Source organism: Dokdonella fugitiva, assembly GCF_014138265.1.
GTDB classification, from domain to species: domain Bacteria; phylum Pseudomonadota; class Gammaproteobacteria; order Xanthomonadales; family Rhodanobacteraceae; genus Dokdonella_A; species Dokdonella_A fugitiva_A.
Window position 1 is genome coordinate 840,503 of the sequence record NZ_JACGXL010000001.1, and the last position, 21,808, is coordinate 862,310.

16 protein-coding genes, 2 tRNA genes and 1 pseudogene are annotated in these 21,808 nt (G+C 70.0%); 6 read left to right on the top strand and 13 right to left on the bottom strand.

Annotated elements, in window-relative coordinates; translation table 11 throughout:
* Positions 1 to 39 precede the first annotated feature (39 nt).
* Positions 40 to 1,104 (top strand): transglutaminase-like domain-containing protein, encoded by a 1,065-nt coding sequence (locus FHW12_RS03855; protein ID WP_182529647.1) that lies wholly within the window; start codon positions 40 to 42, stop codon positions 1,102 to 1,104.
* Positions 1,105 to 1,323: 219 nt separating this feature from the next.
* Here FHW12_RS03855 and FHW12_RS03860 read toward each other — a convergent pair.
* The 9 genes and pseudogenes from FHW12_RS03860 to rnr all read right to left on the bottom strand — a co-directional run bounded on the left by FHW12_RS03860 (position 1,324) and on the right by rnr (position 13,694).
* Positions 1,324 to 1,419 (bottom strand) — tRNA-Sec (locus FHW12_RS03860).
* 55 nt (positions 1,420 to 1,474) lie between these two features.
* Positions 1,475 to 3,343, bottom strand: a pseudogene (gene selB / locus FHW12_RS03865) (selenocysteine-specific translation elongation factor); the annotation flags it as partial.
* Positions 3,340 to 4,764, bottom strand: a complete 1,425-nt coding sequence (gene selA / locus FHW12_RS03870) for an L-seryl-tRNA(Sec) selenium transferase (RefSeq protein ID WP_182529648.1) — start codon at positions 4,762 to 4,764, stop codon at positions 3,340 to 3,342. The pseudogene selB and the gene selA, both read right to left, overlap by 4 nt.
* Positions 4,761 to 5,720: a formate dehydrogenase accessory protein FdhE gene (gene fdhE / locus FHW12_RS03875; RefSeq protein WP_182529649.1), complete on the bottom strand. Its 960-nt coding sequence runs from the start codon at positions 5,718 to 5,720 to the stop codon at positions 4,761 to 4,763. Before fdhE ends, selA begins: the two co-directional genes overlap by 4 nt.
* Positions 5,721 to 5,789: 69 nt before the next feature.
* Positions 5,790 to 6,431 (bottom strand): formate dehydrogenase subunit gamma, encoded by a 642-nt coding sequence (locus tag FHW12_RS03880; protein ID WP_182529650.1) that lies wholly within the window; start codon positions 6,429 to 6,431, stop codon positions 5,790 to 5,792.
* Positions 6,428 to 7,330, bottom strand: coding sequence for a formate dehydrogenase subunit beta (gene fdxH, locus FHW12_RS03885; RefSeq protein ID WP_182529651.1), 903 nt, complete (start codon positions 7,328 to 7,330; stop codon positions 6,428 to 6,430). Before fdxH ends, FHW12_RS03880 begins: the two co-directional genes overlap by 4 nt.
* Before the next feature lie 10 nt (positions 7,331 to 7,340).
* Complete coding sequence (gene fdnG / locus FHW12_RS03890; protein ID WP_182529652.1) at positions 7,341 to 10,409, bottom strand: formate dehydrogenase-N subunit alpha; 3,069 nt, start codon at positions 10,407 to 10,409, stop codon at positions 7,341 to 7,343.
* A gap of 116 nt (positions 10,410 to 10,525) precedes the next feature.
* Complete coding sequence (rlmB, locus tag FHW12_RS03895; RefSeq protein ID WP_182529653.1) at positions 10,526 to 11,272, bottom strand: 23S rRNA (guanosine(2251)-2'-O)-methyltransferase RlmB; 747 nt, start codon at positions 11,270 to 11,272, stop codon at positions 10,526 to 10,528.
* A gap of 28 nt (positions 11,273 to 11,300) precedes the next feature.
* Complete coding sequence (gene rnr, locus FHW12_RS03900) at positions 11,301 to 13,694, bottom strand: ribonuclease R (RefSeq protein ID WP_428993608.1); 2,394 nt, start codon at positions 13,692 to 13,694, stop codon at positions 11,301 to 11,303.
* Between the two features lie 271 nt (positions 13,695 to 13,965).
* On the opposite strand from rnr, the gene FHW12_RS03905 reads away from it, so the two are divergent.
* From FHW12_RS03905 to FHW12_RS03915, 3 genes are all read left to right on the top strand, one after another.
* Positions 13,966 to 14,050 (top strand) — tRNA-Leu (locus FHW12_RS03905).
* 451 nt (positions 14,051 to 14,501) lie between these two features.
* Positions 14,502 to 14,744, top strand: a complete 243-nt coding sequence (locus FHW12_RS03910) for a helix-turn-helix domain-containing protein (protein WP_310735130.1) — start codon at positions 14,502 to 14,504, stop codon at positions 14,742 to 14,744.
* 1 nt (position 14,745) lies between these two features.
* Positions 14,746 to 16,086, top strand: coding sequence for a type II toxin-antitoxin system HipA family toxin (locus tag FHW12_RS03915; protein WP_182529655.1), 1,341 nt, complete (start codon positions 14,746 to 14,748; stop codon positions 16,084 to 16,086).
* 15 nt (positions 16,087 to 16,101) lie between these two features.
* On the opposite strand, the gene FHW12_RS03920 is transcribed toward FHW12_RS03915, so the two are convergent.
* The 3 genes from FHW12_RS03920 to FHW12_RS03930 form a co-directional block, all read right to left on the bottom strand.
* Positions 16,102 to 17,061: a patatin-like phospholipase family protein gene (locus FHW12_RS03920; protein ID WP_220484290.1), complete on the bottom strand. Its 960-nt coding sequence runs from the start codon at positions 17,059 to 17,061 to the stop codon at positions 16,102 to 16,104.
* Positions 17,058 to 17,969, bottom strand: coding sequence for a dienelactone hydrolase family protein (locus FHW12_RS03925; RefSeq protein ID WP_182529657.1), 912 nt, complete (start codon positions 17,967 to 17,969; stop codon positions 17,058 to 17,060). Before FHW12_RS03925 ends, FHW12_RS03920 begins: the two co-directional genes overlap by 4 nt.
* Positions 17,970 to 18,032: 63 nt before the next feature.
* A complete protein-coding gene (locus tag FHW12_RS03930) occupies positions 18,033 to 18,710 on the bottom strand; it encodes a hypothetical protein (RefSeq protein WP_182529658.1) in 678 nt (225 codons plus the stop codon).
* Between the two features lie 91 nt (positions 18,711 to 18,801).
* On the opposite strand from FHW12_RS03930, the gene FHW12_RS03935 reads away from it, so the two are divergent.
* Positions 18,802 to 19,719, top strand: coding sequence for an oxygenase MpaB family protein (locus FHW12_RS03935; RefSeq protein WP_182529659.1), 918 nt, complete (start codon positions 18,802 to 18,804; stop codon positions 19,717 to 19,719).
* 77 nt (positions 19,720 to 19,796) lie between these two features.
* Positions 19,797 to 20,924 carry a M23 family metallopeptidase gene (locus tag FHW12_RS03940; protein ID WP_182529660.1) on the top strand — a complete coding sequence of 376 codons (1,128 nt, stop codon included), beginning with the start codon at positions 19,797 to 19,799 and terminating at the stop codon, positions 20,922 to 20,924.
* Here the strand turns inward: FHW12_RS03940 and FHW12_RS03945 are convergent.
* Positions 20,921 to 21,793: an AraC family transcriptional regulator gene (locus FHW12_RS03945; RefSeq protein ID WP_182529661.1), complete on the bottom strand. Its 873-nt coding sequence runs from the start codon at positions 21,791 to 21,793 to the stop codon at positions 20,921 to 20,923. The genes FHW12_RS03940 and FHW12_RS03945 overlap by 4 nt on opposite strands.
* Positions 21,794 to 21,808 lie beyond the last annotated feature (15 nt).

A 21,808-nucleotide genomic window follows, 5' to 3' on the forward strand; every position in this document is an offset into this window, starting at 1 on the left:
CAGATTGCCGCTTTCCGCGCCCCGTAAGAGGAGCCGCCGATGAAACGCCGCGATTTCCTGGCCTGTGCCGCACTCGCTCCGACCGCGCTGACGATCCGCCCGGCCTTCGCCGCCGAAGGCTGGCGCAACTTCGACGTCGTCACGCGCGTCGACGTCGCCGACCCCGCGGGACCGACCCGCCTGTGGCTGCCAGTGCCGCTGCGTGAAGCGGGCGACTATCAGCGCGTCCTCGCGACGCATTGGGATGCGCCTGGCGCGCAGGCGCGGCTCATCGATGTCCCGGGCGACGACGTGCGCCTGCTCGCCGTCGAGTGGCCGCGCGGCAACGTCGGTCCCGTCACGTTGACGACCCGCGTGCAGACGCGCGACCGCGGCATCGCGCGCACGGCCCGGCCGGCGGCACACCGTCGCATCGAATCGCATCAGGCCTTGCAGCACTACCTTCGTCCGACTCGCCTGCTGCCGACGGGCGGCATCGTCGCCGACACGGCACGTCGCATCACGACCGGCCATGACGGCGACGTGGACAAGGCGCGCGCGATCTACGAATGGGTCGTCGAGAACACCAATCGCGACGCGAGCGTCGCCGGCTGCGGTGTCGGCGACGTCGCCAGCATGCTGGAAAGCGGCCACCTCGGCGGAAAGTGCGCCGACATCAATGCGCTGTTCGTCGCGCTCGCGCGCGCTTCCGGGATCCCCGCGCGCGACGCCTACGGCGTGCGCATCGCGGCCTCGCGCCTCGGCTACCACTGCCTCGGCCGGGCCGGCGACGTCAGCAAGTCCCAGCATTGCCGGGCTGAGTTCCACGTCGAAGATCGCGGCTGGATCCCCGTCGATCCCGCCGACGTGCGCAAGGTGGTCCTGGAGGAGGATGGCGGCAGTGCAATGGACAGCCCGAAAGTACGGGCGGCACGCGCATCGATGTTCGGAACGTGGGAAATGACCTGGATCGTCTACAACCACGGCCACGACGTGATGCTGCCCGGCGAGGAACGCCCGCTCCCGTTCCTCATGTACCCGCAGGGCCGGACGGGCCAGCGCCGCCTCGACAGCCTCGACCCGGCGTCCTTCAAGTACCAAATCACCTCGACCGAGATCGCCTGAGGACCCACGGGCGGCTCGCGGTAGGCGGGACACAGCGGCGCGAGCACGTGCATGGATACGAGGCGACATCACCGCGAGTCCCACGAACGGGACAATCGGAGCGTGCTGTATTAGAAAAGTGCGGCGATGGATGGCCGCTATTGGATTCCGCAATCCATCGGCCCACACCATGCTTGCGACGTATCACCAAGCCGCGATCATGGACGATCGCAAAAGCCATGGCGGAAGGCAGCAGGAGTCGAACCTACCGGGAAGCGGCTGACGCCCCCCACTGGGTTTGAAGCCCAGCCGCATCACCGGATGCGCATGCCTTCCCTGCTTCGACGCCGCGGCTGCCGTTCCACCCGCTGTCGGCACGCAGCACGTGTGCATCGTGGACGCGTCGAGTGTAGCCAACGCGATCGAAGAACTCCAAGATCTGGATCGCGCGCTTGCGACCGGTGCCGATCGCGTCGCGGAACGCGGCGGCGCCGACGGATCCGTCGCGTTCGGCGAGCGTGCGCAGCACGTCGGCGAGCTCGCGTACGCACGCGTCCGCGTAGAACAGGTCGTGCACGACCTGGTGGCAATCGCCCCGAGCGGCGACCTTGCGCAAGGCGCGTCGCACGTGGTCCTCGCGAAAACCGAACTGCACGGCGAGGTCACGCACCCACGGCGGCTCGAAGCGCCCGGTGACGAGCGCGGGCTCGATCCGGGCTACCAGCGCGAGTTCCGCTTCGCTCGGTTCGACGCGATGACCGGGCCGATGCAGCCACGGGCCGCTACGTGCGACGCTGCCGTCGCGCAGGAGTTCGTCGGCGATCGTGCGCCATGCCTCGTCGGCCAGCGCCGGGACGGCCATGCGCCGCAACCGCCCACGGTCGAGACCGGGATCGTCCGGCGCGACGGCGTGATGGGCATCGAGCACGCCCACGACCGCGGCGCGCAGCGCCTGCCAGTGCGCATCGTCGATCACGTAGCGGTGCGAGCCGCTGCCGAACACGCGCACGTCGCCCGGCAGCGCATCGACGTCGAGGGATCGCCCCGTACGCCGCTCGAGCTCGTCGACGCGCAGTCCGCACGGTGCCGCGCGCACGAGCGGCGCGACGCCCTCGCCCGCGAGCATGCGCTCGATCGCGTCGAGCTGGGCGCGGCGCGCCTCGCTGCGGCGCCGCCGAGCGGGCGCTTGTGCATCGAGCACGACGCCGCCGCCGATCGTCGTGCGGGCTTGCGCGTCGCGGAGGATGAAGCGGTCGCCCGCACACGCGCAGACCGGCGCGTCGAACACGAGCTGCACGCGCTGCGCGCCATCGACCGCTTCGTCCAGTCGCACGACGTGCGCGGGGCGATGCGCGGTACCGAGGTGCACGTGCACGGGCGTCCAGTCGGCCCACGAGGCACGCACGCCGGCGAGAGAACGCAGACGCACGTCGATGCGCGGCGACGGCGCGAACGCACGCGCGTCGGCAACCCAGTCGCCACGCGCGAGCGCACTCTTCTCGATGCCGCTGAGGTTCAGCGCGCAGCGCTGGCCGAGCCGGCCCGTCCTCGCCTCGCGGTTCTGCGCATGCAGGCCGCGCACGCGCACGGGCGCGCGCGCGGGCATCGCGACCAGGCCATCGGAAACGTGCACCTCGCCCGCGTGCACCGTACCCGTGACGATCGTGCCGTGGCCGGCGAGGCTGAACACGCGATCGATCGCGAGCCGGAAGAACGCGTCGCTGCGGCGCGTGGGTCGGCCGCGAGCGGCGCATGCGAGGTGCTCGTGCAGCGCGCGTACGCCCGCATCATCCGCGCTGCGTGCATCCAGCGGGAACATCGCCGCGCCGTGCAGGCCGGTCGGCGCGAGCAGTGCGGCGACATCGGCGCGCACCCGCTCGACGCGCAGCGGATCGACGCGATCGGCCTTGGCGATCGCGACGACGCCGTCGGCGATACCGAGCAGGTCGAGGATCGCGACGTGCTCGCGTGTCTGCGGCATCACGCCGTCGTCGGCCGCGACCACGAGCAGCGCGAACTCGATGCCGCTCGCCCCCGCCACCATCGTGTGCACGAGCCGCTCGTGGCCGGGGACGTCGACGAACCCGAGCACGGGATCGGCGTCGCCGCCGTCGGCGTCGAGCGGCAGGTAGGCGTAGCCGAGTTCGATCGAGATGCCGCGCTCCTTCTCTTCCCGGAGGCGGTCGGTGTCGACGCCGGTGAGCGTCCGCACGAGAGTCGACTTGCCGTGGTCGATGTGTCCCGCGGTGCCGACGATCATGGCGACAGCCGCGCGAGTTGCGCGACGAACGCCGCCTCGTCGGATTCGTCGAGGCAGCGCAGGTCGAGCCACAGCGTGCGGTCGGCGATGCGCCCGACGACGGCACGCGGCAGTGCGCGGAGCGCCGCGTCGAGGCGATCGAGGCCACCGCCGCGACGCTGCATGCGGATCGCGAAGCCGTGGCTCGCGAGCGTGGCCGTCGGCAGCGCGCCGCTGCCGATCTGGCTCTCCATCGCGACGACCGCGACCTCGCAGCGCTCGCCGAGCACATCGCGCAACGCGGGTGCGAGGCGCAGCGCCTGCGCCTCGATCGCGGCCGCTGCGCGCGTGAGCGCACGCAGCGTCGGCAGTCGGGCGGCGAGCCGTTCGGGAGCCCGATACAGCGCGAGCACCGGTTCGAGCGCGGCGAGCGTGAGCTTGCCGACGCGCAACGCACGCTTGAGCGGATGGCGCTTGATGCGCTGCACGAGCGCAGCGCGACCGACGACGAGCCCGGCCTGCGGTCCACCGAGCAGCTTGTCGCCGCTGAACGTGACGAGGTCGGCGCCCTCCGCCAGCACGTCGCGCACGACCGGCTCGCGCGGCAAGCCGAAATCGCCGAGATCGACGAGGCTGCCACTGCCGAGGTCGACGATCAGCGGCAGCCCGCTCGCGTGGGCGATCGCCGCGAGCGCGGCGGCGCCGACGCTCGCGGTGAAGCCGCTGACGACATAGTTGCTCGTGTGCACCTTCATGAGCGCGGCCGTGCGCGACCCGATCGCGTCGGCGTAGTCGGCCGCGTGCGTGCGGTTGGTCGTGCCGACTTCACGCAGGCGCGCGCCGGCGGTGCGCATCACGTCGGGAATGCGGAACGAGCCCCCGATCTCGACGAGTTCGCCGCGCGAGACGATCACGTCGCGCCGGTTCGCCAGCGCCGCGAGTACGAGCAGGACCGCAGCCGCGTTGTTGTTGACGACCGTCGCGGCCTCGGCGCCGGTGAGTTCGCACAGCAGCGCTTCGACGACGCGGTCGCGATCGCCGCGCGCTCCCGAGCCGAGGTCGAACTCGAGGTTGACCGGAGCGGCCGCTGCATCGACCAGCGCATCGATCGCGGCCTGCGGCAGCGTCGCGCGCCCGAGGTTCGTGTGCAGCACCGTGCCGGACAGGTTGAACACGCGACGCAGCGCGCGTCGATGGCGCGCATCGAGGGCCGCGGTGACGTCGGCCGCGATTGCCGGAGTGCCCGCCTGTGCGATCGGCACCCCACCGTCGACGACGCGCGCGCGCAACGCGTCGAGCGCGCCGCGCAGCGCGGCCGTCACTTCGGTGCGCCCGTACGCGGCGAGCAGCGCCGCGAACGCGGCGTCGTTGAGCAGGCGATCGAGCGCGGGAATGTCGCCGGGCACGGCGAGCGTTCGCGCCCCGGCCGGCGCCACGGTCATCCCCCGGTCCCTTGCCAGAGCAGCGGATTGCCGCTCGCGCGGTGATAACCGTCTTGCGCCAGCAGCAAGTCGAGCGCGAGGCTCGCGAGATCGTCGGCGACGGGCTCGACCGCGGTGTCGCGCTCCTCGTAGAGGATCTTGCGATAGGCGTGGCAGGCGTCGCAGGTTTCCGCGCGCACGGCCTCCGCGTCGGCGACGGCGATGTCGTCGACCGCGTCGCGGCGCGCGAGCGTCCGATACGCGATGTCCTTGCCGCCGGCGCCGCAATGCGTGCACTGCACGCGCACGCGATGCCATTCGGTCGCGCACAGCGCGCAGTGCAGGAAGCGTTGGCCCGCGTGCGGCCCCTGCGCGGCGACGATGCTCGCGACCGGCGCGCTGCCGCACAGCGGGCAGACCGTGCGCACGTCGAGCAGCGGCACGTCGGCGGCGGTGAACGCGGCCGTCGAAGCGACGAAGTACACCTGCAGCGCAGCCATCACGATGGGCGCCGCGGCGACGTCGATCGCGCCGGCGCGCGCGGCGAGCAGCGCGTCCGCCTGCTGCTCGAGCCACGCCGCAGGCGCACTGCGCAGTCGCGCCGCAAGATCGCCGACGGCGGCAGGCATGCCGTCGGCCGCGCCGAGCAAGCCGGCGATGTCGTGCACGACGTCGTGCCAGTGCGGCTCGCGCGGCCCGCCTGACGCGAGCAACGGCGGCATCGCGTGCTCGCGCGCCCTCGCAATCTGCGCTGCGGACGGCGGCGAGGCGCTGAATCCGACGAGTGCCCGCTGTTGCGCGTCGCACACCGTAGCGAGCAGGCGCAGGTAGTCGGCAAGCGGGTGCCCCATCGCGCGTTCGCGCAGGCGCGCTGCGCGGCGCGCGAACACGCGATCACGCGCGGGCAGGCGCACGCGCGGCGTCGCGCGCTGCCCTGCGGTTTCGATCTGGCCGGGTTCGAGGATGCGCTGCGGCATGGCGGGTCCGGTCGACGGCACTCGCCCTATCCTCGCCGCAGCGCAGGCGGCGGTCCAGCGATTTCTGCGCTACTCGCGACCGCCGCCACGCAGAACGTCGCGGAACCAGGCGTGGTGGTGCTTCCAGGCCCAGCCCGGCGAAACGGTGCCGCGCGTCATCGCGCGCACCGACCCCTTGACCCAGATCGCCGCGTACACGTGCACGACGATCGCGCAGATCAGCACGGTCGCGGCGACCGCGTGCACGACGGCGGCGAGGCGGACCAGTCCGATCGGGAACAGCAGAGAGAAGTACGCACGCCAGATCACGATACCCGACAGCAGCAGCGCGAGGAGGCAGAGCACGATGAGGAAATACAGCAGCTTCTGCCCCGCGTTGTAGCGGCCGACTTCGGGCAGGTCCTGCTCGTGGTTGCCGACGACGTCGCGCCAGCCGCGCAGCCACTGCCAGTCGCGCCGCTCCATGCGGTTGGCGCCGCCGACGGCGAACGCGAGCAGCGCGAACGCGACGGCCATGAACACGCCGATGAACGGGTGCAGGATGCGCGTCCAAGTACCGCCGCCGAACAGGTTGCCGAGCCAGAACAGCGACGGGTGGAACAGCGCGAGGCCGGACAGCGCGAGCAGTACGAAGCTGATCGCGACGATCCAGTGGTTGATCCGCGTCGAGGTGCGATAGCGGACGATTTCCGGCGGTTTGCGCGCGCTCATCGTGTTTCCTCCATCTCGCGCCGCGCGGCGGCCTCGTCGTCTTCGTCGACTTCGTTCGGGCCGATGCCGATGTAGTGCAGGAAGCCCGCGAACGCGGTCGCCGCGATCGCGAGCAGCGCGAGCGGCTTGCTCATGCCCTTCCACAGCCCGACCATCGCGCTGATCTTCGGCTCGGCCGGCAGGTTCGCGTAGAGCTGCGGCTGGTCGGCGTGGTGCAGCACGTACATCACATGAGTGCCGCCGACGCCCGCGGGATCGTAAAGGCCGGCGTGCTCGAAGCCGCGCGACTTGAGATCCTCGATGCGCTCGGCCGCGTGCTGCTTCATGTCGTCCTTGGTGCCGAACACGATCGCGCCGGTCGGGCAGGTCTTCACGCAGGCGGGCTCGAGGCCGACCGCGACGCGGTCCGAGCACAGCGTGCACTTGTAGGCCTTGTGATCGCGCTTGGAGATGCGTGGGACGTTGAACGGGCAGCCGGTCACGCAGTAGCCGCAACCGATGCAGTTCTCCTCGTGGAAATCGACGATGCCGTTGGCGTACTGCACGATCGCGCCGGGCGCGGGACACGCCTTGAGGCAACCCGGATCGGCGCAGTGCATGCAGCCGTCCTTGCGGATCAGCCATTCGAGGTCGCCGGCCGCGGTCTCGTGTTCGCTGAAACGCATGAGCGTCCAGCTGTGCTCGCTGAGGTCGGCCGGGTTGTCGTAGTGGCCGGTGCAGCTGCCGATCTCGTCGCGCAGGTCGTTCCATTCCATGCACGCGACCTGGCAGGCCTTGCAGCCGATGCACTTGGTCACGTCGATGAGCTTGGCGACCTCGCCGGCATGCGCCTCGCGCGCCTGCGGCGACGGCGTGGTGGTGGCGGAGCGGCGCACGATGTCGAGCGATTGCAGTGCCATGGCGTGCTCCTCAAGCCTTCTCGACCTTGACCAGGAACGACTTGAACTCGGGCGTCTGCGAGTTGCCGTCGCCGACCACGGGCGTGAGCGAATTGGCGAGGAAGCCCGCCTTCGCCACGCCGGTGAAACCCCAGTGGATCGGGATGCCGACCGTGTGCACGGTGCGGCCGTCGATAGTGAGCGCCTTGATGCGCTTGGTCACCATCGCGACCGCGACGATGTGGCCGCGGTTGGAACTCACCTTCACGCGCCCGCCATTCTCGACGCCGACTTCCTTCGCGAGCGCTTCGCCGATCTCGACGAACTGCTCCGGCTGCAGGATCGCGTTGAGGCGGACGTGCTTGGTCCAGTAGTGGAAGTGCTCGGTGAGGCGATACGTCGTCGCCACGTGCGGGAACTGCTCGGCCTTGCCGAACGCCTCGCGATCGTCCTTGAACACGCGCGCGGCGGGGTTGCTGATCGCCTGCGGCTGGTCGGGGTTGAGCAGGTTCCTGCCGAGCGGCGTCTCGAACGGCTCGTAGTGCTCCGGGAACGGCCCTTCGGCCATCGCGCCGCGCGCGAAGAAGCGCGCGACACCCTCGGGATTCATGATGAACGGGCCCATGCCGCCGGCCGGATTCTCGTCCGCCTTGAAATCCGGGATGTCCGCCCCGCCCCATGCACTGCCGTTCCAGCCGACGAGCTTGCGCTCCGGGTTGAACGGCTTGCCCGACGGATCGCACGATGCGCGGTTGTAGAGCACGCGCCGGTTCGCCGGCCACGACCATGCCCAGTTGATCGTCTGGCCGATGCCGGTCGGGTCGGAACTGTCGCGACGCGCCATCAGGTTGCCGGTCGGTCCCCACGCGCCGCAGAAGATCCAGCAACCGCTCGACGTGCTGCCGTCGTCGCGCAGCTCGGCGAATCCGGCGAGTTGCTCCCCGGCCTTGCGCACGACCTTGGTCGAGTCCTTCGGGTCGGCGAGGTCCTTCAGCGCGCTGCCCGAATACTCGCGCGCGAGCTCTTCCGGGGCCGGGCTGTCGGCGTGCGCGTACTTCCACGCGAGGTTCAGGATCGGATCGGGGAACGCGCCGCCCTCTTCGCGATACGCCTTGCGCAGGCGCGTGAACAGGCCGGCCATGATCTCGAGATCGCTGCGCGCTTCGCCAGGCGGATTGGCGCCCTTCCAGTGCCACTGCAGCCAACGCGAGGAATTGGTCAGCGAACCGTCTTCCTCGGCGAAGCACGTGGTCGGCAGGCGGAACACTTCCGTCTGGATCTTCGCCGGATCGACGTCGTTGTGCACGCCGGCGTTGCGCCAGAACTCCGACGTCTCCGTAGCGAGCGGATCCATGATGACGAGGAACTTCAGCTTCGCCAGGCTCGCGTCCATCTTCGCCTTGTTCGGCGCCGCCGCGAGCGGATTGAAACCCTGGCAGATGTAGCCGTTGACCTTGCCCTGGCTCATGAGCTCGAACGTCTGCAGCATGTCGTACGGCTTGTCCAGCTTGGGCAGGTAGTCGTAACCCCAGTGGTTCTCCGCGGTCGCCGCGTCGCCCCACCACGCCTTCATGAAGCTCACGAAGAACTTGCCGTAGTTCTGCCAGTAGCTGAGCTGGTTCGGGCGCAGAGGCTTCTGCGCGCGCGCGGCGATGTACTTGTCGTAGTCCTGCTCCGCCTCGTTCGGCAAGGTCATGTAGCCGGGCAGCAGGTTCGACATGAGGCCGAGGTCGGTCAGGCCCTGGATGTTCGAATGCCCGCGCAGCGCGTTCATGCCACCGCCGGCGATGCCGATGTTGCCGAGCAGCAGCTGGACCATCGCGCCGGTGCGGATCATCTGCGAACCGATCGAGTGCTGGGTCCAGCCGAGCGCGTACATGATCGTCATCGCGCGCGTCGGTACCGCGGTCGAGGCAATCAACTCCCAGATGTGCAGTACCTTGTCCTTCGGCGTGCCGCACACGCGCTCGACCATGTCCGGCGTGTAGCGCGCGTAGTGCTGCTTGAGCAGGGAGTAGACGCAGCGCGGGTCGGCCAGGGTCGGGTCGGTGCGCACGTAGCCGTCGTCACCGAGTTCGTAGTCCCAGCTCGACTTGTCGTAGCTGCGCTTGTCCGCGTTGTACCCCGAATACAGCCCCTGCTCGAACGTGAAGGCGTCCTTCACGATGAACGAAAGATCGGTGTAGTTGACGACGTACTCGCGTTGGATCTTGTCGTTGGCGAGCAGGTAGGCGATGAGTCCGCCGAGGAACACGATGTCCGTGCCCGGGCGGATCGGCGCGTAGACGTCCGCGACCGACGCCGAGCGCGTGAAGCGCGGGTCGACGACGATGAGCTTCGCCTTGTTGTGCGCCTTCGCTTCGGTGACCCACTTGAAGCCGCACGGGTGCGCCTCGGCGGCGTTGCCACCCATGATGAGGACGAGGTCGGCATTCTTGATGTCGACCCAGTGATTCGTCATCGCACCTCGGCCGAACGTCGGGGCAAGACCTGCCACCGTCGGGCCGTGTCAGACACGTGCCTGGTTGTCGAATGCGAGGAGTCCGAGCGAGCGAGCGACCTTGTGCGTGAGATAGCCGACCTCGTTGCTGCTCGCCGAGGCGGCGAGCATGCCGGTCGTGAGCCAGCGGTTGACCGTCTGCCCCTGCGCGTTCTTCGCGACGAAGTTCGCGTCGCGGTCCTGCTTCATGAGCTTGGCGATGCGGTTGAGCGCATCGTCCCAGCCGATCCGTTCCCAGCGGTCCGAGCCCGGCGCGCGGTACTCGGGATACTTGAGGCGGCTGTCGCTGTGGATGAAGTCGATCAGTGCGGCGCCCTTCGGGCAGAGCGTGCCGCGATTGACCGGATGATCCGGGTCGCCCTCGATGTGGAAGATCGACGCCTGCGCGTTCTTCGCGCGGTCGCCGAGTCCGTACATGAGCACGCCGCAGGCGACCGAACAGTAGGGACAGGTGTTGCGCGTCTCGGTCGCACGGCTCAGTTTGAACTCGCGCACCTCGGCCAGCGCGGGCGCCGGCGAGAAGCCGAGCAGGCCGAGACTCGAACCCACCAGCGTGGCGCCGGTGACCTTCAGAAACTGACGCCGGGTCAGATCCGTCATCGGAAGCTCCTACACGGGTTGCAGGACATCCCGAGTGTATGCCTCCGCGCCGACGCACGCCATGCGACCTTCCGGTATTTACATCGCCGGCCTTGGCCCGTGGCCGGACGCGCGGGCTAACGTTTGGCGGAACGCTGGCGGAGCGCCTCGAACAGCACGATGCCGGTCGCGACCGAGACGTTGAGGCTCTCGACGTCGCCCTGCATCGGGATCTTCGCGACGAAGTCGCAGTTCTCGCGCGTGAGCCGGCGCATGCCCTCGCCTTCGCTGCCGAGCACGACAGCGATCGGCCCGTCGAGGTCGACCGCGTAGACCGACTGCTCGGTGTCGCCGGCGAGGCCGACCAGCCATACGCCGGCGTCCTTGAGCGTCTTCAGCGCACGCGCGAGGTTGGTCGCGGCGACGATCGGCACGCGGTCCGCGGCGCCGGCCGACGCACGCCGCACCGTCGGCGTCACGCCGACCGCGCGATCCTTCGGCACGAGCACGGCGGTCACGCCGGCCGCCTCGGCGCTGCGCAGGCAGGCACCGAAGTTGTGCGGGTCGGTGATGCCGTCGAGGACGAGGAACAACGCGCCGCGACCGGCCTTCTCGACCAGTTCCGGCAGCGCCGAGTCGGCCAGCGCCGCCGGCGCGTTGTAGCGCGCGACGACGCCCTGGTGGCGCGCGCCACCGGTCATGCGGTCGAGCGCGGCGCGGTCGCGCGCATGCGGCTTCACGCCGAGCTCGCGCGCGCGCTCGCCGAGTTCCTTCAGGCGCCCGTTGTGGCTGCCGCTCTCGATATACAGCTCGACGAGGTTGGCGACGTCGTGGTTCAGCGCGGCCTCGACCGCGTGGATGCCGATCAGCAGTTCGTTGCTCATGCCCGCGATTGTAGCCGCTGCGGCCGCCTCACCGTCCGCTGACGAGGCGGAAATCGATCTTCCGGTCCTCGAGGCTCGCGCGCAGCACCTGCACGCGCACCTCGTCGCCGAGGCGGAATCGCAGGCCACGACGCTCGCCGGTGAGCAGGCGCCGCGTGGCGTCGAAGTGGTAGTAGTCGTTCGGCAACTGGGTGATGTGCACGAGGCCGCTGATCTTCGACTCGGTCAGCTCGACGAACAGGCCGAACGAAGCAACGCCGGAGACGATGCCGGCGAACTCGCTGCCGACGTGCTTCTCCATCCAGGCGCACTTATAGCGCTCGTCGACGTCGCGCTCGGCCTCGTCCGCGCGGCGCTCGTTGTGCGAGCAGTGCACGCACAGGCTGGCCATCGTGCTCGGGCTGTACTCGTAGCCGGCCGGCTTGCCGCCACCGAGCGCGTAGCGGATCGCGCGGTGCACGAGCAGGTCCGGATAGCGGCGGATCGGCGAGGTGAAGTGCGTGTACGACTCGAGTCCGAGGCCGAAGTGGCCCGGATCGTCGGGCTGGTACACCGCGAGACTCTGCGAGCGCAGCAGCACCGATTCGATCAGGCTCGCGTCGGGACGCTTGCGCACCTTCTTGAGCAGCGCCGAGAAGTCGCCGGGCGTGACCTGCTCGATCGGCGGCAGGCTCAGCTTGAACTCGCGCAGGAACTCGAGCAGGTCGTCGTACTTCGATGCCGGCGGCGGCGCGTGCACGCGGTACGGCGTCGGGATGCGGCGTTTCTGCAGGTACTTCGCCGCCTCGACGTTGGCGGCGATCATGCATTCCTCGATGAGCTTGTGCGCGTCGTTGCGCTCGTACGCACCGAGCTGCACGACCTCGCCGCCGGCGCCGAGGCGGAACGAGACCTCGTTGCTCTCGAAGTCGATCGCGCCGCGCCGCTGGCGCGCCTTGGCGAACAGCTTGTAGAGCTGGTGCAGGTGCTTGAGCTGCGGCAGCACGTCGGCGAGCTCGGCGCGCGCGTCGGCGTCCTTGAGGCCGATCGCGCGCCAGACCTTGTCGTAGGTGAGGCGCGCGTGCGAACGCATGACCGCGGGATAGAACTTCGACCGCTCGACGCCGCCTTCGTGGTCGACCTGCATTTCGCAGACCATGCACAGGCGCTCGACCTTCGGGTTCAACGAGCAGATGCCGTTCGACAGCGTCTCCGGCAGCATCGGCACGACGAAACCCGGGAAGTACACCGAGGTCGCGCGGTTGTACGCCTCCTCGTCGAGCGGCGTACCCGGCCGCACGTAGTGCGAGACGTCGGCGATCGCGACGATGAGGCGAAAACCGCGTTCATTCGGTTCGGCATGGACCGCGTCGTCGAAGTCCTTCGCGTCCTCGCCGTCGATCGTCACGAGCGGCGTGTCGCGCAGGTCGACGCGCCCCTTGCGTTCGGCCGCCGATACCTCCGGCTCGACCTGCGCCGCGTCGCGCAGCACCGCCGCCGGCCATTCGTGCGGCAGGTCGTGGCTGGCGATCGCCATCTCGACCACGAGCGACGGCGTCAGGCGCTCGCCGAGGATGGTCAGGATGCGCCCCATCGGTCCGCGCTGCACGGTCGGCGGATCGGTGATCTCGACGACGACGATCTGGCCCGAACGCGCACCGCGGTCCTTGCCGGGCGTGATGAGCACGTCCTGGTGCAGGCGGCGGTCGTCGGGCGTGACGAGCACGAGGCCGTTCTCCTCGATCACGCGGCCGACCAGGCGCGGCGAGCGGCGCTCGAGCACCTCGACGATCGCGCCCTGGCTGCGCCCGCGGCGGTCGACGCCGACGACGCTCGCGAGCACGCGATCGCCGTGCAGCACCTTGCGCATCTCGGCCGGCGAGAGGTACAGGTCCTCGCCGCCCTCTTCCGGGCGCAGGAAACCGAAGCCTTCGGCGTTCGCGATCACGCTGCCGCGGATGAGGTCGAGCTTGGTCGCGACGCCGTAGCCGCCGCGCCGGTTCTGGATCAGCTGACCGTCGCGCAGCATCGCCGCGAGGCGGCGCGTGAGCGCGTCGAGGTCCTGCGGTGCGGACAGCTGCAACGCGCGCGCGACCGCCTCGATCGTCATCAATTCGCCGCTGCGTTCGAGCAGCGCGAGGATCGCCTCGCGGCTGGGGATCGGCCGCTCGTAGCGGCTCGCCTCGCGCTCGGCGTGCGGATCGTGCACGGCCGCAGGCCGTGCCCCCTTATGCGACGGCAGCGGCGGCAACCGCTCGGGCATGAATTTCGGCAACGGCGGGCGCTTGCCCGGCCCGCGCGTGTCGCGGCGGCCCGCGGAGGCGGCAGGCGCCTTCGCGCCCTCGCGCACCGGCTTCGCCTTCGCCTCGCCGGCGCGCTTGCCCGGCCCGCGCGCATTGCGCGCACCCGGCGCGCGTGAATCGGTGGTTCTTCTTCTTTTCAAAGCGATTCCTTTTCGTTCGAGGGCAGCGTCGCCGAGCGGGTGCACGATTGCAAGCCGCGGATGAAGCACCCCTGTGCGTGTTCCAACACGATGCGGGCATCGTCGATGCGCTCGGTGCGCGTGCGTGACACGCGGGCGCGAGTGGGCGAAACCGGCGCAGTCGCCGCATGGCGGCCGCGTCGTCGACGCCTTGAATCGGCGCGATGCGTTGACAGCCTGCAGCCCGGCCAGTATCGTTCGCGCCCCCGGTCAGGCACGCCTGTCCGGTCGGGCCCAGGTGGCGGAATTGGTAGACGCACTAGTTTCAGGTACTAGCGGGTAAAACCGTGGAGGTTCGAGTCCTCTCCTGGGCACCATCACGACGTCGATGACGTCCGCGCAAAATCAGTGACGCTCCTTGGAAACCCCGCGCTGCGGGGTTTTTAGTTTCTGCCGCCCAGGAACGTCCTTGGACGTTCCCCGTGCAACACGCCCGCCGACTGCGTAGGCGACCTCCCGTCGCGGCACGAACGGCCGACGCAGCGAAGCAGCATGGATCGGGCGCGTTTTGCGTCCACGCCAGCCGCGGCAGGCGCTGAAATGTGCGCGATATCCATCGAAGAATCCACGGGCATCGGACCGCGCGCGACACAGCCTTCGCTGTTGTCGTCGCCCGGACCATCGAGGCGACGATCGTCGCCATGAAGTCAGCCGTCTGCTCGCGCGCGCGACCAAAACCCGTTATACGGGTATTTGACAAATACCCGCTTAAGGAATAAAAGCGAGTTATTGGTATTCCGGGTATTTGCCATGCCTCCGCGCTCTCACGTGCTCGTCACCGCCTCCCAGTTGGGATCGATCCTGCAGGCCGCCCGCAAGGCCCGAGGCATGACCCAATCGGCCCTCGCCGCCCGACTCGGCCTGAGCCAATCGCGAGTGTCCTATCTGGAGCTGAGCCCCCACGACCTGAGCCTGGCGCAATTGCTGGCGTGGTGCTCGACGCTCGGCCTGGAATTGACCATCGACGCCCGTGGCGGCGCGGCCACTCCCGCCATGCAAGCAGACTGGTGACATGGGGCGTCGCTCGCACAGTCGCAGCCTGTCGCTCTGGATCAACGGCGAGCGTGTGGGGCGCTGGACGATTCCTGCGCGCGGAGAGATGGAACTCCACTACGACGCGGACTGGATCGCCGCGACCGCAGGGCGCCCGTTGTCCCTGTCGCTCCCCTTCAACCTGGACAACCTGCCGCTCAAGGGCGAGAAGGTCGCCAATTACTTCGACAACCTCCTGCCCGACAGCGACGCCATCCGCAAGCGCGTCGCCGAGCGCTTCCGCACGGGTTCGACCGATCCCTTCGATCTCCTGAAAGCCATCGGCCGCGACTGCGTGGGCGCAGTCCAGATCCTGGACGAGGACGAGACGCCTGAAGGCTTCGACCGCATCGAAGGCATGCTGCTGTCGGAAGAGGACATCGAGCGGCATCTGATCGAAACGGTGTCCCCCCGCGCCTTCGGTGCCGGCAGCGATCCCGAAGCGGACTTCCGCATCTCCCTGGCCGGCGCCCAGGAGAAGACCGCGTTCCTCTGGTGGAACGGTCGATGGCAGGTGCCTCGTGGCGCGACGCCCACGAGCCACATCTTCAAACTCCCGCTCGGCCTGGTGGGCGGCAGGCAGGCCGATTTCACCACGTCGGTCGACAACGAGTGGCTGTGCCTTCGGCTGCTCCAGGCATACGGATTGGAGGTCGCCGACGCCCGCATCGCGACCTTCGGCAAGCAACGCGTGCTTGTCGTCGAGCGTTTCGATCGGCGCGTCGCGCCCGATGGCCAGTGGCTCATGCGCTTGCCGCAGGAGGATTTCTGCCAAGTGGAGGGCTGCTCGCCTCTGCGCAAGTATGAGAACGACGGAGGACCGGGGCTCATGGCCTTGTTCACCACCTTGCGACAGTCGGTGAACGCGGAGGCCGACATGAAGACGCTGATGGCTGCGCAGGTCCTGTTCTGGCTGCTGCGAGCACCGGACGGCCATGCCAAGAACTTCAGCATCCAGATCCTGCCGCGCGGCCGCTTCCGGCTGACCCGCCTGTACGACGTGATGTCGGCCTATCCCGTGCTCGGCGACGGTCCTCGTCATTGGTCGTCCCGCGATATCAAGCTGGCGATGGCGCTGCTCGGAAAGAACAAGCACTACGCGATGCATGCCATCCAGCGTCGGCACTTCCACGGCACCGCGCAGAAAGTCGGATACGCATCCTCCGCCGAGCCGCTCATCGAGGAAATTCTCGCGCGCACGCCGGCGGCCATCGCGGAGGCGCAAGCGGCGCTGCCGCCGGGCTTCTCTTCGCGCGTCGCGGACACCATCCTGCACGGACTCGAGCGCGCCGCGGATTCGCTGGCGCGGATGGCTGCGTAACGGCGGCAGGCGCCCTCAACCGAGCTCGTGCGCACGCGTGGCTAGCCATGCATCGGCCTGCTGACGCCCGAGGTCGCGCAGTTCGCGCAGGAACGCGATGCGGGTGTTGAGCCGCGTCTTCGCGCTGTACGCATCGAGCGACTCGCCCGGCTCGATCATGCCGATGCGCAACGCCTTGAGGCGCCGCCCGATCGCGCTGAACGGCAGCGTGCGGGCGACCGCGCGCTGCGCGCGCCGCACGGTGCCGAGTTCGCGCAGGAACGTGGTCGAGAAGCCGAGTTCGCTGATGCGCTCGCGGATCTGCCGTGCGCTGCGCGGTGGCTCCGCGTGCTCGATCGCCTGCACGAGCACGCACAGGATCGCCGCGGAGTCGCATTCGTAGATGAGCGGCTCGAGCGCGGGATTGCCGGCGTAGCCACCGTCCCAGTACATCTCGCCGTCGATCTCGACCGGCGCGAACAGCTGTGGCAGGCATGCGCTCGCGAGCAGCGCGTCGAGATCGAGGCGCGTGTTGTCGAACAGCACGAGGCTGCCGTCGCGCACGCGCGTCGCCGCGAGGAACAGGCGGAACCGCGACTCGCGGCGCAGGCGTTCGAAATCGAACAACGCCGCCGCGATGTCGCGCAGCGGGTTGATGCCGAGCGGATTGATCTCCTGCGGCGTGAAATGGCGCGCCATGTCGAGCAACAGCGTTTCGGTCGCCGCGCCCGCCGGCGTGGAGAACGCCCAGCGCAGCAGGCCTGTGCGCGACGCGACGCCTTCCCACAGCGCGGCGAGGGTCGCCCGCGCACCGTCACGACCGCCGTCGAGCCAGCCTTGCGCGAGGGCGAGCGCGTTCATCGCGCCGCTGCTCGTCGCGCTGATGCCTTCGATCGCCAGCGCGGGCTCCTCTAGCAGCCGATCGAGCACGCCCCAGGTGAACGCGCCATGCGCACCGCCGCCCTGCAGGGCTAGGCTCACCACCGGCAGTTTCACCCTGTCGCAGCCTTGCGCAGGACGCGATCGAACAGCGCGAGCGTGCGCTTCCATGCTTCCTTCGCGGCAGCCTCGTCGTAGCGAGGCGTGGTGTCGTTGTTGAAGCCGTGCTGCGTGCCGGCGGGCTGGTAGAGCGCGTAGTGCACGCCGGCCGCCTTCAGCGCGGTCTCGTAGGCGGGCCAGCCGGCGTTGACGCGTTCGTCGTTGCCGGCGAGCACGACGAGCAGTTCGGCCTTGATCTTCGCGACATCCTCGCTCGCCGGCGCGGGCCCGTAGAACGGCGCCGCGGCGAGCAGCTTCGGCACGCGCGTCGCGAGGAAATTGACCATGCCGCCGCCGTAGCAGAAGCCGACGGCGCCGAGGCGCCCGTTGCCGCCTTCGGCGTGCAGCAGCCAGTCGGCGGCGGCGAGGAAGTCGGCGCGCGTCTTGTCCTGGTCGAGCCTGCCGAACAGCGCGCGCGCCGCGTCTTCGTCGCCGGGATAGCCGCCGAGCGGGAACAGCGCGTCGGGCGCGAACGCGAGATAGCCTTCGAGCGCGATGCGGCGCGCGATGTCCTCGACATGCGGGTTGAGCCCGCGGTTCTCGTGCACGACGAGCACGAGCGGCAACGCGCCTTGCGCTGGCTTCGGTCGCACGAGATAGCCGCGCGCCTTGCCGTAGCCGTTCGGCGAGGCGAACTCGACGTGGCTCGCGACGAGCCGCGCGTCGTCGGGCTTGACCTGCTGCGCGGTGGCGAACTGCGGGCTCAGCGCGGCGAGCAGGCCGGCCGCGCCCGCGGCGCCGACCGCGAAACGCGCGGCGCCCGCGAGGAAGCCCCGGCGGTCGATCGCGCCGTGCACGTATTGGTCGAACAGGCGCAGCACTTCGGGATCGAAGTCGGCAGCGGTGAGGCGCGTCGGGTTCGGCATGGCACGCTCCGGATGCGGCGGAAGCGCGATTGTGCATCCGCGCGGTTTCGCGCGCATGTCGCCTCAGCCGGGCCCGTCGACGTAGGGGTTGCGCGCCATCTGGGCGACCTCGCCTTTCGAGATCGTCGCCGCGACGAGCGCAGTGAAGAAGCGCAGGCCGACCATCAGCGAGATCAACAGCGCGTCGGGGTCGGTCGGCGCGCCGACGTATTCGAGCGCCGCCGCGATCGGTCGCGCGCCGAAGAAGCCGACGAACACCATGAACAGCATCGCGACGAAGGTCGAGCCGCCCGCGGCGAGCGTGTTGTTCATCCAGGCTAGGCGCGGCTCGGGCGACGTCAGCGCCTGCAGCAGCGACAGTGCGAGCGACACGACGATGTAGCCCGCCGCCCAGGCGATGCTCGCCGGTTGCAGTCCGTGCCAGCGTGCGAGCGTCGTGGTGATCGGATCGGCGTGCTCGCCGCTCGAGACGATCGCGTACGAGATGCAGACGAACAGCAGCAGGAACGCGAGCAGCGCGCTCAGCTTGACGAGATCGAACAGGTGCCTCGCGATCCCGCGTTCCGGATAGAACGGCACGGTGGCGAGATTCAGCAGCACGAGTTCGAACGCGAGCAGGCCTTGCAGCACGATGTACGGCAGGCCACCGTGCAGGCTCGCGACGAGCAGCACGCCGTGCGCGAGCAGGATCTGCAACGCGACCGGCGGCGGGATCCTGCGCAGTTCTTCGATCAGTTTCATGTCCCTCCTCCCTCGCACCATCACGCAGGTTCGCACCGCGCGGGGCCGCCAGTCCGTATCATCGCGCGGTCGCCTTTCCGAACGAGCGCCGATGCCGCCTGTACTCCCCATGTTGACTGCGCCGGCGAGCGCGCGCATCCGCCACTGGGTGCTCGGCCTGTTCCCACGCGGCCAGGACGGCATCGACTACGAACGCCCCGTCGGCGACCCAGGCTTGTTCGGCCCCGACAGCGCGACCTGGCGCGTCCACGCCGACTTCCCGGGCATGCTGTCGGGCGGCCTGTGCGCGCTCATGTTGCAGGTGCTGCATCCGCTCGCCCTCGCCGGCGTCTGGGACCACTCGAACTTCCGCACCGACCTCGTCGGTCGCCTGCGCCGCACGACCACGTTCGTCGCCGGCACGACCTACGCCGCGCACGTCGACGCCGAGGCGCTCGTCGCGCGCGTCGCACGCATCCACGCGACGGTGCGCGGCCGCACCGCCGACGGCCGCCCCTACTCCGCCGACGACCCGGCGTTGCTGACCTGGGTGCACGTGACCGAAGCGTACGGCTTCCTCGAAGGCTACCGGCGCTATGCGCCGATCGCGTTGCCCGCCGGCGCGGCGGACCGCTACTACGACGAGGTGCGCCGCATCGCCGAGCGCCTCGGCGCGCGCGAGGTGCCGGCGTCGCAAGCCGAGGTCGACGCCTACTTCGCGCGCATGCAGGCTGAACTCCGCTGCGACGCGCGTTCGCGCGAAGTGCTCGAGGTGCTCGCACGCATCCGCCTGCCCGTGCCGCTCGCGGGCGTGTCGCGCGACGCGTTCCTCGGCGCCGGAGCCGCGCTGCTGCCGGAGTGGGCGCAGGCGATGCTCGGCCGCACGTCGCGGCAGCGGCTGCAGGCGCGCATCTCGGCACGCGTGCTGCGCACGCTCGCGCCGCTGTTCCGTCGCGCATTGCCCGACGGCATCGCGCCGCGTGCCTGCCGGCGCGTCGGCGTCGCACCCGCGACGCTCTCGCACTGGTGAATACGCCGCGACTTCCTGCACATCCGGCGCGTGCGCGGGCACGGCAGGATGGGCACTCGTCGCCGACGGAGTCCGCCGTGTACCCACTGCTGCGTGCGGGCCTGCTCGCGCTGCTGTTTCCGCTCGCCGTGCTGGCGGCGCCGCTGCGCGACGGCTTCGTGCTTGCGGTCGGCCCGGCGCCGACGCCGGTGCGCAGCGGCGCGACGCGACGGCTCGCCTACGAACTGCACCTGACCAATCATGCGGACGTGCCGCTCGTGCTCGACCGCATCGACGTGCTCGATGCCGCGTCGTCGCCGCTCGCATCGCTGTCGGGCGACGCGCTGCAGGCCGCGCTGCGGCTCGACGGCGCCGCGCGCGACGAGGCGGCGACGCGCACGGTCCCGCGCGGCCGGCACGCGATCGTCTACCTCGACCTGCGCCTCGATGCCGCGCGCGCGATGCCGAAGACGTTGCGCCATCGCGTCGCGTGGATGCGCGACGGCGAAACCACCCGCGTGGAAGGCGCGAACACGCCGGTCTCCTCGCGCGCGCCCGTCGTGCTCGGCGCACCGCTCGGCGAGGGCGACTGGGTCGCGCTGTACGATCCGGCAATGACGCGCGGCCACCGCCGCGTCGCGTTCGCGATCGACGGCACCTTGCGTATTCCCGCGCGCCATGCGATCGACTGGATGCGCGTCGACGACGAGGGACGCCTCTCGCACGGCGACGAACAGGTGCTCGCGAACTGGTACGGCTACGGCGCCGACGTGCTCGCGGTCGCCGACGCGACCGTCGTCGCGCTGCGCGACGCGATCGCCGAACCCGCCAGGCTCGACGCGGCGACACGCCATCCACTCGAGGACGCGAGCGGCAACTACGTTTCGCTCGATCTCGGCGGCGGCCGCTACGTGCACTACGAACATCTGCAACCCGGCAGCGTGCGCGTGCACGTCGGCGACCGCGTCCGACGCGGCGCGCCGATCGCGCGGCTCGGCTTCACCGGCGACGCGACCGGGCCGCACCTGCACATGCACGTGAGCGACGGCGTCGAGCCGCTCGCCGGCGAAGGACTCCCCTTCGTGTTCGCGCGCTACGACGCGATCGGCGCCTTCGCGTCGATGGCTGCGCTGGGTCGCCCCTTCACCGCGCAGACCGGTGCGCAGGCGCGCGCGAGCGAGCTGCCGTTGCCCGCCGCGGTCGTGCGCTTCGAGCGTGGCGACTAGCGCGTCGACGCCGCGACCGGCGACGCGGAAAGCGCCTGCGTGCCATCCGCATCGAGCGTGCGCCGCCAATCGCGCGGCGAGCGGCCGATCCAGGTCTTGAACGCGCGCGACAGTGCCGCCTCGCTGCCGTAGCCGACCTCGTCCGCGACGAGCTTGAGCGGACGGCCGCGGCGCAGCGCCTGCTGCGCGAGGCCGACGCGCCAGCGCGCGAGGTAGTCGCCCGGCGTCGCGCCGACGGTGTCGCGGAACGAAGCCGCGAACACGCTGCGCGACATGCCCGCTTCCGCCGCGAGCGATTCGAGCGTCCACGCCTGCGCCGGTCGTTCGTGCATCGCGGTGAGCGCCCGCGCGAGCTGTGGGTGCGCGAGGCCGGCGAACAGGCCGTGTTCGATGCGCCCCTCGTCCATGAGCCGGCGCAGCACGAACACGAGTACCGCCTCGAACAGGCGGTCGACGAGCGCCTGGCGCCCGCAACGCGGGCGGAAGGCTTCGTCGAACAGCACCTCGAGCACGCCCGCGCAGCCGTCGAGTTCGGCGAGCGGCAGGCAGACGAACGCGGGCAGCGCATCGGCGAGCGGATTCGCGCCCCCCGCCGCGAAGCGCAGGTGCGCGCACGCCATGTCGGCGCCGACGCTCGGATCGGTATCGAAGCGGTGCGCGAGCGGCCGCGGATAGAGCAGCAGGCTCGGCACGTCGAGGCGTACCTCGGGCGCGCCCGGGTGCGACACGCCGATCGGACCGCGCCGCACCAGGTGCAGCTGGCCGAGGCCGGACTCGGGCGTGAAGTCGGTGATGCCGCACAGCGCACCGGAATGAAACATGCGCGCGCTCACCGAAAACCGTTGCAGCAGCGCATCGAGGCGGTCCATGGCGATATCCGGGGA

Coding starts and splice junctions, on each gene's coding strand:
- FHW12_RS03855 (WP_182529647.1), top strand. CDS start 40: ATGAAACGCCGCGATTTCCTGGCCTGTGCCGCACTCGCTCCGACCGCG.
- selA (WP_182529648.1), bottom strand. CDS start 4,764: ATGACCGTGGCGCCGGCCGGGGCGCGAACGCTCGCCGTGCCCGGCGAC.
- fdhE (WP_182529649.1), bottom strand. CDS start 5,720: ATGCCGCAGCGCATCCTCGAACCCGGCCAGATCGAAACCGCAGGGCAG.
- FHW12_RS03880 (WP_182529650.1), bottom strand. CDS start 6,431: ATGAGCGCGCGCAAACCGCCGGAAATCGTCCGCTATCGCACCTCGACG.
- fdxH (WP_182529651.1), bottom strand. CDS start 7,330: ATGGCACTGCAATCGCTCGACATCGTGCGCCGCTCCGCCACCACCACG.
- rlmB (WP_182529653.1), bottom strand. CDS start 11,272: ATGAGCAACGAACTGCTGATCGGCATCCACGCGGTCGAGGCCGCGCTG.
- FHW12_RS03915 (WP_182529655.1), top strand. CDS start 14,746: ATGGGGCGTCGCTCGCACAGTCGCAGCCTGTCGCTCTGGATCAACGGC.
- FHW12_RS03925 (WP_182529657.1), bottom strand. CDS start 17,969: ATGCCGAACCCGACGCGCCTCACCGCTGCCGACTTCGATCCCGAAGTG.
- FHW12_RS03930 (WP_182529658.1), bottom strand. CDS start 18,710: ATGAAACTGATCGAAGAACTGCGCAGGATCCCGCCGCCGGTCGCGTTG.
- FHW12_RS03935 (WP_182529659.1), top strand. CDS start 18,802: ATGCCGCCTGTACTCCCCATGTTGACTGCGCCGGCGAGCGCGCGCATC.
- FHW12_RS03945 (WP_182529661.1), bottom strand. CDS start 21,793: ATGGACCGCCTCGATGCGCTGCTGCAACGGTTTTCGGTGAGCGCGCGC.